We start from the raw sequence: 14,989 nt of genomic DNA, 5'->3' as shown, positions 1-14,989 counted from the left end.
CTATCGTAACTCCTCAACCTTATCTGGTTCATCACTAAACAAAGTCACGTGTCCCATCTTGCGGTTGTGCTTCGCTTCTATTTTACCATACATGTGGAGGTGGGCGCTTGGATTTTCTGTCACATATGTTTCAGCGGCCTCGACATGTTGGCCGAGTACATTGAGCATGACAGCTGGTGCATGAAGGTGAATTGCTGGGAGTGGGACTCCGAGAACGCCCAATATATGGGTGTCAAACTGGGAGAAGTCACAGGCTTCAATTGAGTAGTGACCTGAATTGTGTGGGCGTGGCGCAATTTCGTTGACGATGATATCATCAGCTGTCGCAAACATTTCCACGCAGAGAGTTCCGGAAAGGTTCAGTTGTTCTGCGATTCGCACTGCCATCGCTTTGGCTTTTTCAGCTAGACTTTCTGAAATGCGAGCAGGCACAATGGTTTTTGAAAGAATGTTGTTACGATGGATATTCTCCTGAATAGGGAAGACTGTCACATCCTTGCCATTTCCTGACACGATGACAGAAATCTCAAGGTCAAAGTTGACAAATTCTTCCAAGACACAGTCTGCTGAATCAACTAGTGCATAGGCTTCTTCCAAGTCTGCTTCCGAACGAATGACCTTCTGACCATGGCCATCGTAACCACCGGTCGCCGTCTTAAGGACATAGTTTTTCGATAGGTCGATATCTGCCAAGTCTTTGCTAGAAGTTACGACCTTATATGGTGCCACAGTGACTTGTGCCTTGTTGGAAAGAAAGTCCTTCTCAAAAATTCGATTTTGAGAGATGCGGAGTAGGTCTGTCCCTTGTGGAAGCTGACCATCCTTAATAACAGCATCCAAACCGTCAGCATCGACATTTTCAAACTCATAGGTGAGGACATCGCAACGCTCCGCCAACTGACGAAGGGCGTCCACATCGTTATAAGGCGCCACGATAATTTCCGCCACGCGAGAGGCCGGACAATCCGCTGCAGGATCTAGCGCGATAACCTTGTGACCCGTATAGATAGCAGAAATGGCCATCATCTGACCAAGCTGACCGCCACCGATAATTCCGATTGTTTTAGATGAGCTCATTTGTAGACTCCTCTGCGATTTTTCCTTGCTCTTCTGCGAAATCTGCCAAAGCTGATGCGATAGCCTGATCCTCTACTGAGAGGAGACGGAGGGCAAAGAGAGCAGCGTTGGTTGCACCTGCTTCACCGATTGCCATAGTTGCAACAGGTACCCCACCTGGCATCTGGACGATGGAATAAAGTGAATCCACACCGCTAAGGGCACGTGATTTGACTGGTACGCCGATAACCGGAAGGGTTGTTTTGGCAGCTACCATTCCTGGCAAGTGAGCTGCGCCACCCGCACCTGCGATGATAACCTTGATGCCACGGCTACGTGCTTCCTCGGCATGTTTGAACATGAGGTCAGGCGTCCGGTGTGCGGAAACAACTTTCTTTTCGTAAGCGACGCCGAAGTTGTCGAGGACTTCAGCAGCTTTTTGCATGGTTGCCCAGTCGGATTTTGAGCCCATGATGATGGAAATTACTGGTTTCATTTATTCTCCTTTTTTGATAATCATCTATTGTAGTGCGGACGTAAGCGACCGCCTGTTGCGTTCCATTACTAAAACTGGAGCCTGAGTCTCCAGTTTTCCGCTCCTAGTAGCAAAGCTACTAGGAGTTCCACTACTGCAATGATTACCCTAAACTAGCTCGCTTTCGCTCGCCATTGTCAAATATAGTATCTGTTAATCTTTTAACGCTTTGCTTCCAATGTCGTTTCGGTAAAACAAGCCTTCTGTGTTTTGTGTGTCGAGTTGGTTGTAAATGATGTTTTGGCCGTCTTTGACGGTGTCTGCTGTTGTGACGAGCATGTAGACACGTCCGCCGTTTGAGAGGAGGTCTTGCCCATTTTCAGCGAATTTTGCACCGGCATAGTAAGTGATGATGTCATCCTCTGTCTTGGCTGGAAGCTTGACACCCTTCTCATAAGCGAGTGGGTAGCCGTTTGATGCGACAACCACGCCAAGTGTCACACCCTTGTCCGTCCAAGTAATGGCTGGCTCTTTGCCGTCCAAAATATCAGTAATATTTTGCGCAAAATCAGATGTCAAACGAGGCAAGATGATTTGCGTTTCAGGATCTCCAAAACGAGCGTTAAACTCGATCACCTTAGGTCCATCAGCTGTCAAGATAAGCCCCGCGTAAAGGACACCTGTGTAAGGACGTCCTTCTTTTATCATCCCTTCAAGGACTGGCTTGACAATAGTGTCAACCGCTGTGTCAACCACGCTCTGTGGCAAATGAGGAACTGGCGCATAGGCACCCATCCCACCAGTGTTAGGGCCCTTGTCGCCATCGTAGGCACGTTTGTGGTCCTGAGCTGTTGGCATGATGTAGAACTTGTCACCATTGACAAAGGCAAAGAGAGAAAACTCTTCCCCATCCAGGAATTCCTCGATGACCACACGCGCACCTGAGTCACCAAATTTATTGTCCAAAAGCATCTCGTGAGCAGCTTCGACTGCTTGCTCAACTGTTTCAGCAACGACGACACCTTTACCAAGAGCCAAGCCGTCTGCCTTGACAACGATTGGAGCGCCTTTTTCTTCGATGTAAGCCTTAGCTTCCTCGAAATCTGCAAAGGTCCCATAAGCTGCTGTCGGAACATTGTATTTGACCATAATTTCCTTAGCGAAATCCTTAGACCACTCCAGCTCCGCTGCAGCCTTGGTAGGACCAAATGCCCTGAGACCTGCCGCATTGAAATCATCTACGATCCCAGCCGCAAGGGCATCATCTGGACCGATAAAAGCCCAAGCAATGTCATTTGCTTTTGCGAAGTCAATCAGCTTAGAATGTTCGGAAATAGAGATATTTACCAAATCCAAACCATCTAAGGTCATCCCGTCATTCCCAGGAGCCACGAAAACTTTCTCAACGTCTTTAGACTCTAATAACTTCTTAGCAATCGCATGCTCACGACCACCTGAGCCAACAACTAACAGTTTCATCTCTCAACCTCTTTTGCGAATTATTTACTAATATTATATCACAAACGTTCGTTTTAATCTTGTTTCACTTAGCATTTTAAACCAAAAAAGGAAAGAAACTGTTTTCTTCCCTTTCGTTTTTTAATGTCTAAAATGTCTTACTCCTGTGAAGATCATTGTCAAGCCGTATTTATCAGCAGCCTCGATGGACTCTTGGTCACGGACTGATCCACCCGGTTGGATGATGGCCTTAATACCTGCTTTGGCGATTTCTTCCACGTTATCCGCAAATGGGAAGAAGGCATCTGAAGCAAGAACAGCACCGTCAAGACGGTCTTTAGCTTGGTCAATGGCGATACGGACTGAAGCAACACGGTTAGTTTGACCTGGGCCAACACCAAGTGTCATGTGGTCGTTGGTGATGATGATACCGTTGGATTTCACATACTTGATAGCCTTCCAAGCAAACTCAAGGGCAGTCGCTTCTGTCTCAGTTGGTTGGCGTTTCGTAACCACTTGCCAGTCAGCTGGACTTTCTTTGACCACGTCTTGGTTTTGAACGAGGAGTCCACCGACAACACCAGTGTATTCCGCTTCTGCTTCGCTAGCATCTTGAGCGTCAAATGGCAAGGCTAGGATACGCAAGTTTTTCTTCTTAGTTGTCAAGATTTCAAGCGCTTCGTCAGAATAGCTTGGTGCAATGATGATTTCAAGGAAGACACCATGCATTTTTTGAGCTGTCGCCTCGTCAACTTCACGGTTAAGAACGACGATACCACCAAAAATAGACACTGGGTCAGACTCATAAGCGTAGTCCCAAGCAGTTTCGATATCGTCAGCTTGACCAATCCCACATGGGTTCATGTGTTTGAGAGCCACAACGGTAGGACGGTCTTTGAAATCACGGATAATACGGATAGCGGCATCAGCATCACGGATATTGTTGAAGGACAATTCTTTACCATTTAGCTGTTTAGCGGATGCAATGGAGTATTCCGTAGGAAGAGCTTTTTGGTAGAAGTCTGCATCTTGTTGAGGGTTTTCACCGTAACGCATTGGTTGCTTAAGGTCGTAAGTCAAAGTAAGTTTTTCAGGTTTTGTTTCACCCACTTGAGCTGTGAAGTATTCTGCGATTAAAGCATCATAGGCTGCTGTGTGGCGGAATACTTTTGCTGCCAAACGTTGGCGAGTTTCGTAAGAGGTTTCACCGTTTGCTGCCAATTCGTCCAAAACTACAGCGTAGTCAGCAGGATCTACCACAACTGTGACGCTAGCGTGGTTCTTCGCTGCAGAACGAAGCATAGATGGACCACCGATATCGATGTTTTCAACGGCATCTGCGTATGTCACATCTGGCTTAAGAATGGTTTCCTTAAATGGGTAAAGATTTACCACCACAAGGTCAATGAGCTCAATCTTGTTGTCCTTAGCCGCTTCCAAGTGACTATCCAAGTCACGACGAGCAAGAAGTCCTCCGTGGATATTTGGGTGGAGAGTCTTCACACGACCGTCCATCATTTCTGGGAAGCCAGTCACATCGTCGATGGCAATGGTGTCCACCCCAGCATTATCAAGGGCAACTTTGGTACCACCTGTTGAGATGATGTCCCAACCAAGTTTTTTAAGTTCTTGGGCAAATTCAACGATGCCCGCTTTGTCTGAGACTGAAATAAGTGCTCGTTTAGTCATTTTTCTTCCTTTTCTAAAAGTGTATATTTTACAACAGATAGAACATCTGATAGGTAAACTTCTTTTGAAGCCTTTCCAAACGGAGGGTATTTAATAATATTTTTAATCGAATGATCTATGAATCTAATAAATAGTACTACTACAACTACAAAAATGATCAGCCATAAAAACGTATCGACCGAAATACCCGTTGTATCTGTTACAAATAATTTATTTAAAGATAAAGTAATAAATGCTGTTACTAAAATCATACCAATAGCCCCAATCGACTTTACTACATTTTCATATTTTTGTATTTGTTCATTGCGCTTATTATTCAAATCACTAACTAGCATTTCAGCTACCTTCTCTGCATCAACTCCATAAAGACGATTCAAGGTAGACTTTACTTCATTGCATAATTCAGTGAATTTACTAGGCGCTCCAACTGAGACACTGTCAAATTTTCGAGCATAAATAGCGAACAATACTAAAATAATCAGAGTAATTATAAGGCTAACCTTCCAACAAGATGAATCTGGGAAAAATCGAAGGAGAATTAAGTCTCCAAACATAAAAACAATCAACAAACAAAGGTAAAACAATAACGTTTTTCTCGCTTTTCTGATTTCAGGATAAAATTGTTTTTCGTATTCATTAAAGAATGTTTCAAATTCCTCTACATTTTTTAATAAATTATCAACTACTTTATTCATAATAATCCTCTTTTATTTCCTCTCCACTCCCAAACTATCCAAGACTTCTGGATAAAGTTTGTACTCTGTTTCGTGGATGCGAGTTTCGAAAATATCCAGGGTATCCCCTTCAAGGCGTGGCACACGGACTTGTTTGATGACCTTACCGGTATCAACACCAGAGTCCACCCAGTGAATAGTCACGCCAGACTGGTCAACGCCTGCATTCCAAGCATCCTCAATACCATGAGCGCCTGGAAATTCAGGGAGATAAGCTGGATGAATATTGATGATACGGCCTTCATAAGCTGCTAGCAAGGTTGGGCCGACGATTTTCATGTAGCCTGCAAGACAAACCAAGTCAATCTGGTGTTCATCCAAGAGTTCGACAATGGCTCCTTCATAGTCTACCTTGTTCTCAAACTCTTTAAGTTCAAAGGCATAAGATAAAACACCAAGCTTTTCGGCACGCTCTAAGACATGGGCATCCCTGTGATCTGAAAAAACAAATTCTACTGGAAATTGTTCCGCAATCACCTGAAAGTTTGAGCCGTTACCAGAGGCAAAAACAGCAATTTTCATATTCGATACAAAGGGACGTTTCGGCTAGCCGAACAGTTTCGTAGAAAAATAGGAAATCATTGCTGGGTGCTTGCACACAAAATGATTTCTCTTTTTTCCTAGAAAATGAGTCCCGTGTTCAGTTAGGCTTGCTAACTTAAACACTCCTTTCTACAATTTCTCCATACAAAATGGTGATATCACCATTATTTAATCACCACACTTGCATCTGTCTTCTTCACAATACGACCGATTTCATAAACTGGTTCGTCAAGAAGCTCTTTGACACGTTCCACATTCTCTGGTTTAACCGCAAGCATAAGACCGACACCCATGTTGAAGATTTCAAACATTTCTTCGTGTTTAATTTCACCATATTTTTCAAGGGCTTTGAAAATTGGAAGAACTGGAACCTTGCTTTCGTCAATTTCAGCAGCCAAGTCATCCGCGAACATACGTGGCACATTTTCGATAAAACCACCACCTGTGATGTGGGCAATACCGTTAACCAATTCTTCTTTGATGAGTGGCAAAGCTGCTTTGACGTAGATACGTGTTGGTTCCAAAAGAACGTCTTTAAGTTTCTTCCCTTCCAATTCTGGGAGAACTTCTTCACCTGTGTAATCAGCAAAGACACGACGCACGAGTGAATAACCATTTGAGTGGATACCGCTTGAAGCAAGTCCAAGAATCACATCACCCTCAGCTACTTTTGAACCGTCGATGATTTGAGATTTTTCTGCAACACCAACAGCAAAACCAGCCAAGTCATAGTCATCTTCACCGTACATACCAGGCATTTCAGCCGTTTCACCACCGATAAGGGCTGCACCAGCTTGCACACAACCTTCAGCCACACCAGCAACAACTTGTTCTAGTTTAGCTGGTTCATTTTTACCAGTTGCGATATAGTCAAGGAAGTAGAGAGGCTCTGCACCTGCAGCAATGATATCATTGACACACATAGCCACACAGTCTTGTCCAATGGTATCGTGCTTGTCGTACTTGATAGCCAGCATAAGCTTTGTTCCAACACCATCTGTTCCTGAGATCAAAACCGGTTCTTTAACACCTGTTTTTGAAAGGTCAAACATGCCACCAAAACCACCAAGAGCTCCCATGACACCTGCACGCTCCGTACGTGCCACGTGTTTTTTGATCCGTTCAACAACTTCATAACCCGCTTCAACGTCCACACCAGACTGCGCATAAGCATTTTTATTCGTCATTTTATTTATTCCTTTTCTTTTTTTGAGAAAGACTGCGACGTATTTTTAGATAAACAATTATTTTATCTAAAAATACTAGTCAGGTCTCTAGCTTTGGTCCCATAGGAGAAAGCGTCTACTGACAAATGCTTTAGCTTTTAGTCAGTAGTGAGACGTGGAGCGTATGCATTCTTATTTGTCATTTGTTTTTTCCTTTTCCTTTCCTTCAATGGGGAATTTTATTTGTAAAAACTCGTTTTTTCTTCTAAACTTCTACGATATTCTTCTTCATAATCATAGAGAGGAGTTGGATATTTCCCATCAAAGTAAGCCACACAGAGACCGCCATTTGGTGCATCTGTTTCAATCCCAATAGAGTCAATCAAGCCATCAATCGAAAGATAAGTCAAACTATCCGCACCAATGATTTGGCAAGTTTCCTCAACCGTATGATTGGCCGCAATCAGCTCCTGACGTGTCTGGATATCAATCCCGTAAAAACATGGATAGGCAAGAGCAGGACTCCCGATGGCAACGTGTACTTCTGACGCTCCCGCTTCTTTCAAGAGTTGAACAATCCGACGAGATGTTGTTCCTCGCACAATCGAGTCATCAATCATGACCACACGTTTTCCTTTAACAACACCAGATACGGCAGACAATTTCATTCGAACTCCTTGCTCGCGCAATTCTTGAGTCGGCTGGATAAAGGTTCGTTGTGTATATTGGTTCTTGATAAGACCCATTTCATTTGGTAGCCCAGACTCTTCAGCAAATCCCATAGCTGCACTGAGTGAGGAGTTTGGCACACCGACCACAATGTCGGCTTCATGCTTGAACTCTCGTGCCAACTGAGCTCCCATTCTCTTACGAGCTGTATGAACATTGACACCGTGGATGTTAGAGTCAGGACGGGCAAAGTAGATATACTCCATGGAACAGATTGCCAACTGAGTATCGTTTGTATAGCTGTCATACTGGATGCCATTGTCATCAATAATGACAATCTCGCCTGGTTTCACGTCGCTAATCCACTCAGCACCGATGACTTCAAAGGCACATGTTTCAGAGGAAACGACTACTGCTCCATTAGTCATTTTCCCGATTGACAGAGGACGAAAGCCGTTTGGATCAAGCGCTGCAATCAATTTATCTTCAAACATCAAGAGATAAGCAAAACCACCTTTAACCAGACTGAGGGCTTCCTTGATTTTCCCCATCAGGTTTGGATTGTGGCTACGACGAATAAGGTGAGCCAAGATTTCTGAATCAGAGGTTGAACTGAAGATTGCTCCTCTTTGTTCCAATTCTTTCTTGAGCGATTCTGCATTGGTCAGATTCCCATTGTGAGCCAAACCAAACTGCATATCGTGAAAGCGAAAGAGGAAAGGTTGGATATTGTCTACAGAAGCTTCTCCCGCAGTCGCATAACGCACGTGTCCAATCGCTCCAGTTCCTGTCAATTTATCCAAATTAGCAGGATTTTTGAAAACTTCTGATAAAAGCCCCATATCACGATGACGCTTCAATTGTCCATGGTCATTGGAGAGGATTCCTGCCCCCTCCTGACCACGGTGCTGAAGACTATGGAGTCCAAAATAGGTCATTTTGGCAGCATCTGGGTGGCCCCAGATGCCGAAAACACCACATTCTTCATTAAGAGATTTTACTTCGTATGTCATTTTATATACCTAATTTTTATTTCTGTATCATTCCTTAGCGATACTACAGCGGAATGATACGGTAGAAGCTCATTTCACTCGCAACAACAAATCATTTACAATTATCGCAAGTTACATCTACTTGATTTTACATTCACTGATGGTTATCTATTAGAAAATCTGCAAAGCCTATTTCCCAGTAAAGTATTTAACTGCTGACGCAAAGAGGTGTTGGTCTTTATTTCCTGGAATATTTTGGAAGAGACCGTCTTCGAAACGTTCTGAGTGACCCATCTTACCAATAATTTGACCGTTCTTACTTGTAATTCCTTCAATCGCATTGACAGAACCATTTGGATTGTATTTAGAATCCATGCTTGGCTTACCTTCGAAGTCAACATATTGGGTAAAGATTTGACCATTGTCACGAAGCTCTGCAAATTCTTCAGCTGTCACGACAAATTTACCTTCACCATGTGATACTGGGATGGCATGGATATCACCAACCTCAACTCCGGCAAGCCATGGTGAGTTCGTGTTGGCAATACGTGTTTCAACCATCTTCGCCACGTGCTGGTTGGCATCATTGTAGAAGAGGGTTGGACTCGTACTGCTTGCATCTTCAAAGTTACCATATGGAAGAAGACCTGATTTAACAAGGGCTTGGAATCCGTTACAGATACCAATGATTAAACCACCACGTTCGATGAAACTATCAATGGCTACACGTACTTTTTCATTGAGCAAGATGTTAACGATAAATTTAGCTGATCCATCTGGCTCATCCGCCGCTGAGAAGCCACCTGCAAAGAAGATAATGTTAGCTTTTTCGATATTGTCAACCATGGTGTCAACAGACTTGACAATCGCCTCTTCGTTCAATGTTACAAATGGTACCAAGTTGACTTTTGCACCTTCTTTTTCAAAGGCCTTAGCTGAATCGTACTCAGAGTTCGTACCTGGGAATACTGGGATGTAAACCACTGGTGTCTCAACTGTTTCTTTAGCTTTGATCACAGCATCTGATGCCACAGCAGGTACTTCTTCCAACTCAGTTGCTTGTGCAAATTCCGTTGGGTAAACCTCTTCCAATTTACCTTGGAAGGCACTGTCAAGTTTGTGTCCATCAAGCGTTACACCATTGACAGTAAGTGTAAAGTCAGCTGCTGTTTGTCCGATCTTAGCAACACCTGAAATTTCTTCCGGAGATGTGAAGACGAATCCACCTAATTGAGCTGTCAAGCTAGTGTCAAGGTCAGCTAATTCGACGTTGGCACCGATATGGTTACCAAATGTTGCAAGGGCAAGAGCTTCAAGGACACCACCATATTTGACAGCTGATGCTGCTGTCACTTTATGGTCAGCTTGAATGGCTTCAAATTGAGTAAATTTAGATTTAATAAGATCGAAGTCAATTTCTTGTGCCAAAGCTTGACCAGGAATGTAGTAAATGTTTTCACCAGCAGCTTTGAATTCTGGAGAAAGGACCTTACGGCTATCTGCGGTTGTCACACCAAAAGCAACCAAGGTTGGTGGCACTGTCAACTCTTCAAAGGTACCAGACATAGAGTCTTTACCACCGATAGATGGCAAACCAAGTTGAATCTGAGCTTCGATTGATCCAAGGAGAGCAGCTACTGGTTGACCAAAACGCTCTGCTTGTTTATCCATACGCTCGAAGTATTCTTGATAAGAGAAACGAGCCTTAGACCAGTTGGCACCAGCAGCAACCAAACGAGCGCTTGCTTCGATAACCGCATAAGCAGCACCATGGTATGGAGACCATTCTGCTACATAAGGATTGAATCCTTGCGCCATAACAGAAGCAGTTGTAGTCACGCCATGTTGAACTGGCAATTTCTGTACAGAAGCTTCAGTTGGTGTGATTTGATAGCGACCACCGAGTGGATGATTAACTGTTGAACGACCAACTGAGCTATCAAAGATGGTTTGTAAACCTTTTTGACTGGCATGGTTAAGGTCAGCCAAGACTTCAAGAGTATCAGCTTCAAGGGTTTCAGCAGATGTTTGACGTTCTTCTGGAAGCTTGACATCCTTGTCAACCACCTTAGCATCTACAACCACACGTACACCGTTTGTATCAAGGAAACGACGTTCCAAATCAACGATTGTTTCACCATTCCAGTGCATGACAAGATTTGGTTTTTCAGTCACTGTCGCAACGACAACAGCATTAATATTTTCTTTGTTACATGCAGCAATGAAGGCATCTACATCTTCTGGACGAACCACTACAGCCATCCGTTCTTGAGATTCAGAGATGGCAATTTCTGTGCCGTTCAAACCTTGGTATTTCAATGGCACTTTGTCTAGATCAATTTCAAGACCATCTGCCAATTCACCGATAGCCACACAGACACCACCAGCACCAAAGTCATTTGATTTCTTGATCAGACGTGTTACTTCCCCATTACGGAAAAGACGTTGAATCTTGCGTTCTTCGATGGCATTCCCTTTTTGAACTTCAGCACCAGCTGTTTCAACAGATTCAACCGTTTGAACTTTAGAAGAACCTGTCGCACCACCGACACCGTCACGTCCAGTCTTACCACCGAGCAAGATAATCACATCGCCAGCTTCAGGCTTTTCACGGACAACATTTTCCTTAGGAGCTGCACCGACAACGGCACCTAGCTCCATACGCTTAGCAACGAAACCTGGGTGGAAGTATTCACGAACATAGGTTGTTGCCAAACCAATCTGGTTACCGTATGAAGAATAACCGTGAGCCGCTGTTTTAGAAATCACCTGTTGTGGCAATTTACCAGCGCGAGTTTCTGAAATTGGAGTTGTAATATCACCAGCACCTGAAATACGCATGGCTTGGTAAACGTATGAACGACCTGACAATGGGTCACGAATAGCACCACCGATACAAGTAGCCGCTCCACCAAATGGTTCAATTTCAGTTGGGTGGTTATGAGTTTCGTTTTTGAACATGAGGAGCCATGGTTCTTTGACACCATTAACATCCACTTCAATTTCAACTGAGCAGGCATTGATTTCATCAGACACTTCCATGTCATCCAAACGACCATTGGCACGCTCATAACGACCAAAGATAGTCGCCATATCCATCAAGGTTTGAGGTTTTTCTGTACGTCCCAACTCATCACGCATGGCAATATACTTGTCATAAGTCGCTTGCAATTGTTTTTCAAATTTAGAAGCTGAGAAGTCGATGTTTTTCAACTCAGTCTCGAAAGTTGTGTGACGGCAGTGGTCAGACCAATAAGTATCCAAAACCTTCAACTCAGTCTCAGTTGGCACACGTCCAATGGATTTGAAGTAATCTTGAATGAAGAGAAGGTCATCCACTTCCATGGCCAAGCCTTGCTCAGCCTTATACTGTGCAAAATCTTCTGCCGTATAAGTTTCAAAGAAATCCAAGTTTGGAATGGTCTTGTCAGACTCAGAGAAATCCTGTTTAGCAATGCCAACAGTGATATCTTTGAAACGAGAATCCACTGGGTTCAAGAGGTAGTTTTTGACAGCTTCCAACTCATTTGTATCAATATCCTTGTTAACCAAGTACAGTTGTGCTGTGTTCACTATTACATCATTTGAACTACCAAGCAAAAGCAAAGCTTCTTGCGAAGATGCTGCACGTTGGTCAAATTGACCAGGCAAACTTTCGATAGCAAAGAAAGCATAATTTTCAAGATCAGCCTGAACCGCAGCCTCGTCCAAAACAGTATCAGTCACTTGCTCAGAGAAGATATGTTTTTCCGCACGCGCAAACAAGTCCTCTGCCAAACCAAAAACATCGTAAACTTGAACAATCCGAAGATCCTTCAAAGTTTTCAACTGAAGATTATGCTGTAATTCTTTTACTAAAGAGTGAGATTTCACACGAAAATCAGCTTTTTTCTCAACGAAAATACGTTTATCCATTTTATTTCCTTTATTTCTATTCAAATAGGTTATCGAAGACGAAGGTTTTCCGTTTCAATCGAGTTACTTCAAGCCCTGCAATTTCTCCAACACAACCTGATATACATCCGTTAAACTGCCCAAATCTCTACGGAAAACATCCTTGTCCATATGGTGCCCTTCCGCATCCCAAAGACGGCAGTTATCTGGTGAAAATTCGTCTGCCAAGATAATCTTGCCATCCTTATCAAAACCAAATTCCAATTTGAAGTCAATCAAGCGAAGACCAATTTGTGCAAACCAATCTTTCAGCAATTCATTGATACGACGCGTTTCTTCCTTGATATAAGCAATTTGCTCATCATTGGCAATATCCAAGAACTTGACATGCTCATCATTGATGAATGGATCATCCAACTCATCGTTCTTGTAGTAAAATTCAACGATTGGAGTCTCCAAGTCCAAACCTTCTTCAACGCCAAAACGTTTAGAAAAAGAACCTGCAGTCACGTTACGAAGGACAACCTCCAAAGGAATGATTTTTACTTTTTTATTCAATTGTTCTGTGTCAGAAATACGTTCGATAAAGTGTGTCGCCACACCAGCCGCATTCAATTTTTCAAAAATAAGAGACGAAATCTGATTATTCAGCACACCTTTACCCTCAATGGTCTCTTTACGAGCTCCATTCAGCATAGTGGCCTGGTCCTTGTAGACCGACTTAATCACATTTGCGTCTTCTGTAGTATAGATATCTTTAGCTTTTCCCGTATAAATAAGTTCACTGGACATTTTCTTGTTCGCCTTTCGTATTACTTTACATCATTCTAACACAACAGACACTAAAAATCAAATATTTCACGAACTATATTTGATATCATATCTGAAAAAGTACAGAAAAATCGCAAACGAATTTTCATTTGCGATTTTCTAAGATTGATTTGAGTTAAAATGAGAACTTTATTCTTGTTTCAAAAAACGATCAAGATAGTAGCGTAAAAAACTCTTCCTACCTGTAATCATAGTCAAACGACCTTCAAGTCCATAACGAAGTTTTTCTGCTTGTTCAGCATTCAAATCCGTCTCTGCCTCTAATTTAAAGAAATTGCCCTTTTCTGTCTGAGTCGCACTGGTATCGATATTCGTAATCTTGGAGGTCAACACTAGCTGCTTATTCGCATCCGTTACCGTTGTAAATCGTACCTCATTTCCATGCTTGAGACCAGCCACTTCCTTAGAACTAATATAGGCTGTTAGTTTTGCCTTCCTCTCTCTAGCCAACTGCGGAAAAAGATGAGCGAGAATAGTTCCTTCTGGAATGATGGTAGATCGACTATGCTCAGGATTCAAATGTAGAACACCATCTTCTGTTGCTGTAATTTTCCCCTTGTCTAAAAGATTTCCTTGAATCTTTTTACCTGACTCCGCTTCAAGAATTTTCTGTTCCAAGAGTGTTAATTCCTGACCTACCTTGGCTAGTTGCTGAGATTTTAATGACTCTAACTGACTTCCTAATCCAGATGCATAAGCTTGCTGGACTCCTGAACCTGCATACTGTACTCGATAACCTGCAAGAGTTGACTCCAACTGAGTGATTTGAGCATCTAGCTGAGATAAGGCCTGCTGTTTGGCTTCCGATCCTTGCTCTTTTGTTGACTGATAAATAGCATAAGCTGGATGATCACTCTCTAAGTGTCCATCACCCTGAATAGCAGACTTGGCTTGCTGATATTCTTTAATTTTGGACTGGGTTTCTCCGATGAGATTGCCTAATTCTGCCTGACTACCACTGGCTGCTGCATTTTGAGATGATATACTAGCATTTTGTTGCTCAACCTGACTTCGCAGACTAGCAGCTTGATTTAGATAATCTAAAAAACTATGCTGATAGCCAAATTTATCTGCTTCAGGAAATTGATCACTTCCTGCTTGAAGGCTTGCTTTTAAATACTCCAGTTGAACCTTCTGATCCTTGAGCATTTCCAACTGACTAGCATAATTCTCAGCCTGAACTGCTTCTGCTCCCTCTTGGTATTGAACGAGAAGATCCCCTTGCTTGACAAACTTATTTTCAGCCAAATGATTCGCCACAATCTTACTATTACTACTAGACTGAATGGTAGCAATAATACGAGCAGGTTCTACCGTAGCTCCAGCTGTCAAGCTTATCTCCTTTTGGGCAAAGATTGAAAAGACTAGCAGGAACAAAAACAAGATAAAGCTTGGAAAAATCACATAACTAGAAAAATTATGGTAACGACGATTGTAAAACTCAGCACTTTCTAAAAATTCTGATTGCATCTTTTCTCCTCT

Annotated in this window: 11 protein-coding genes; all 11 read right to left on the bottom strand. The window is 42.9% G+C overall.

Annotation, left to right across the window (positions count from 1 at the left end; all coding sequences use genetic code 11):
- Positions 1-1,077 carry a 5-(carboxyamino)imidazole ribonucleotide synthase gene (gene purK / locus QM460_RS01850; protein WP_414289044.1) on the bottom strand — a complete coding sequence of 359 codons (1,077 nt, stop codon included), beginning with the start codon at positions 1,075-1,077 and terminating at the stop codon, positions 1-3.
- Positions 1,064-1,552 carry a 5-(carboxyamino)imidazole ribonucleotide mutase gene (purE, locus tag QM460_RS01845; RefSeq protein ID WP_414289043.1) on the bottom strand — a complete coding sequence of 163 codons (489 nt, stop codon included), beginning with the start codon at positions 1,550-1,552 and terminating at the stop codon, positions 1,064-1,066. Before purE ends, purK begins: the two co-directional genes overlap by 14 nt.
- Before the next feature lie 192 nt (positions 1,553-1,744).
- Entirely contained in the window at positions 1,745-3,010 is a 1,266-nt protein-coding gene (purD, locus tag QM460_RS01840) for a phosphoribosylamine--glycine ligase (protein ID WP_414289041.1), read from the bottom strand.
- 120 nt (positions 3,011-3,130) lie between these two features.
- Positions 3,131-4,678 carry a bifunctional phosphoribosylaminoimidazolecarboxamide formyltransferase/IMP cyclohydrolase gene (gene purH / locus QM460_RS01835; protein WP_414289039.1) on the bottom strand — a complete coding sequence of 516 codons (1,548 nt, stop codon included), beginning with the start codon at positions 4,676-4,678 and terminating at the stop codon, positions 3,131-3,133.
- Positions 4,675-5,373, bottom strand: coding sequence for a hypothetical protein (locus QM460_RS01830; protein WP_414289038.1), 699 nt, complete (start codon positions 5,371-5,373; stop codon positions 4,675-4,677). The genes purH and QM460_RS01830 overlap by 4 nt, the downstream gene beginning before the upstream one ends.
- A gap of 12 nt (positions 5,374-5,385) precedes the next feature.
- The gene (gene purN / locus QM460_RS01825) at positions 5,386-5,934 is read right to left on the bottom strand and encodes a phosphoribosylglycinamide formyltransferase (protein WP_414289037.1); all 549 of its coding nucleotides are present in this window, start codon (positions 5,932-5,934) and stop codon (positions 5,386-5,388) included.
- A gap of 185 nt (positions 5,935-6,119) precedes the next feature.
- Positions 6,120-7,142: a phosphoribosylformylglycinamidine cyclo-ligase gene (purM, locus tag QM460_RS01820; RefSeq protein ID WP_414289036.1), complete on the bottom strand. Its 1,023-nt coding sequence runs from the start codon at positions 7,140-7,142 to the stop codon at positions 6,120-6,122.
- A gap of 218 nt (positions 7,143-7,360) precedes the next feature.
- A complete protein-coding gene (gene purF, locus QM460_RS01815) occupies positions 7,361-8,803 on the bottom strand; it encodes an amidophosphoribosyltransferase (protein WP_414289035.1) in 1,443 nt (480 codons plus the stop codon).
- Between the two features lie 168 nt (positions 8,804-8,971).
- Positions 8,972-12,697 carry a phosphoribosylformylglycinamidine synthase gene (locus QM460_RS01810; protein ID WP_414289033.1) on the bottom strand — a complete coding sequence of 1,242 codons (3,726 nt, stop codon included), beginning with the start codon at positions 12,695-12,697 and terminating at the stop codon, positions 8,972-8,974.
- Positions 12,698-12,760: 63 nt separating this feature from the next.
- Positions 12,761-13,468 (bottom strand): phosphoribosylaminoimidazolesuccinocarboxamide synthase, encoded by a 708-nt coding sequence (gene purC, locus QM460_RS01805; protein WP_414289031.1) that lies wholly within the window; start codon positions 13,466-13,468, stop codon positions 12,761-12,763.
- 168 nt (positions 13,469-13,636) lie between these two features.
- The gene (locus tag QM460_RS01800; RefSeq protein WP_414289029.1) at positions 13,637-14,977 is read right to left on the bottom strand and encodes a bacteriocin secretion accessory protein; all 1,341 of its coding nucleotides are present in this window, start codon (positions 14,975-14,977) and stop codon (positions 13,637-13,639) included.
- Positions 14,978-14,989: the final 12 nt, after the last annotated feature.

The sequence above is a fragment of the Streptococcus infantis genome, assembly GCF_047464415.1.
GTDB classification, from domain to species: Bacteria; Bacillota; Bacilli; order Lactobacillales; family Streptococcaceae; genus Streptococcus; species Streptococcus infantis_AE.
This window is presented reverse-complemented; position numbering and strand designations above follow the sequence as displayed.

Excerpts from the sequence above, each read along its gene's own strand:
- purE (WP_414289043.1), bottom strand. The coding sequence starts at position 1,552 with ATGAAACCAGTAATTTCCATCATCATGGGCTCAAAATCCGACTGGGCA.
- QM460_RS01830 (WP_414289038.1), bottom strand. The coding sequence starts at position 5,373 with ATGAATAAAGTAGTTGATAATTTATTAAAAAATGTAGAGGAATTTGAA.
- purH (WP_414289039.1), bottom strand. The coding sequence starts at position 4,678 with ATGACTAAACGAGCACTTATTTCAGTCTCAGACAAAGCGGGCATCGTT.
- purN (WP_414289037.1), bottom strand. The coding sequence starts at position 5,934 with ATGAAAATTGCTGTTTTTGCCTCTGGTAACGGCTCAAACTTTCAGGTG.
- purM (WP_414289036.1), bottom strand. The coding sequence starts at position 7,142 with ATGACGAATAAAAATGCTTATGCGCAGTCTGGTGTGGACGTTGAAGCG.
- purD (WP_414289041.1), bottom strand. The coding sequence starts at position 3,010 with ATGAAACTGTTAGTTGTTGGCTCAGGTGGTCGTGAGCATGCGATTGCT.
- purF (WP_414289035.1), bottom strand. The coding sequence starts at position 8,803 with ATGACATACGAAGTAAAATCTCTTAATGAAGAATGTGGTGTTTTCGGC.
- purK (WP_414289044.1), bottom strand. The coding sequence starts at position 1,077 with ATGAGCTCATCTAAAACAATCGGAATTATCGGTGGCGGTCAGCTTGGT.
- purC (WP_414289031.1), bottom strand. The coding sequence starts at position 13,468 with ATGTCCAGTGAACTTATTTATACGGGAAAAGCTAAAGATATCTATACT.
- QM460_RS01800 (WP_414289029.1), bottom strand. The coding sequence starts at position 14,977 with ATGCAATCAGAATTTTTAGAAAGTGCTGAGTTTTACAATCGTCGTTAC.
- QM460_RS01810 (WP_414289033.1), bottom strand. The coding sequence starts at position 12,697 with ATGGATAAACGTATTTTCGTTGAGAAAAAAGCTGATTTTCGTGTGAAA.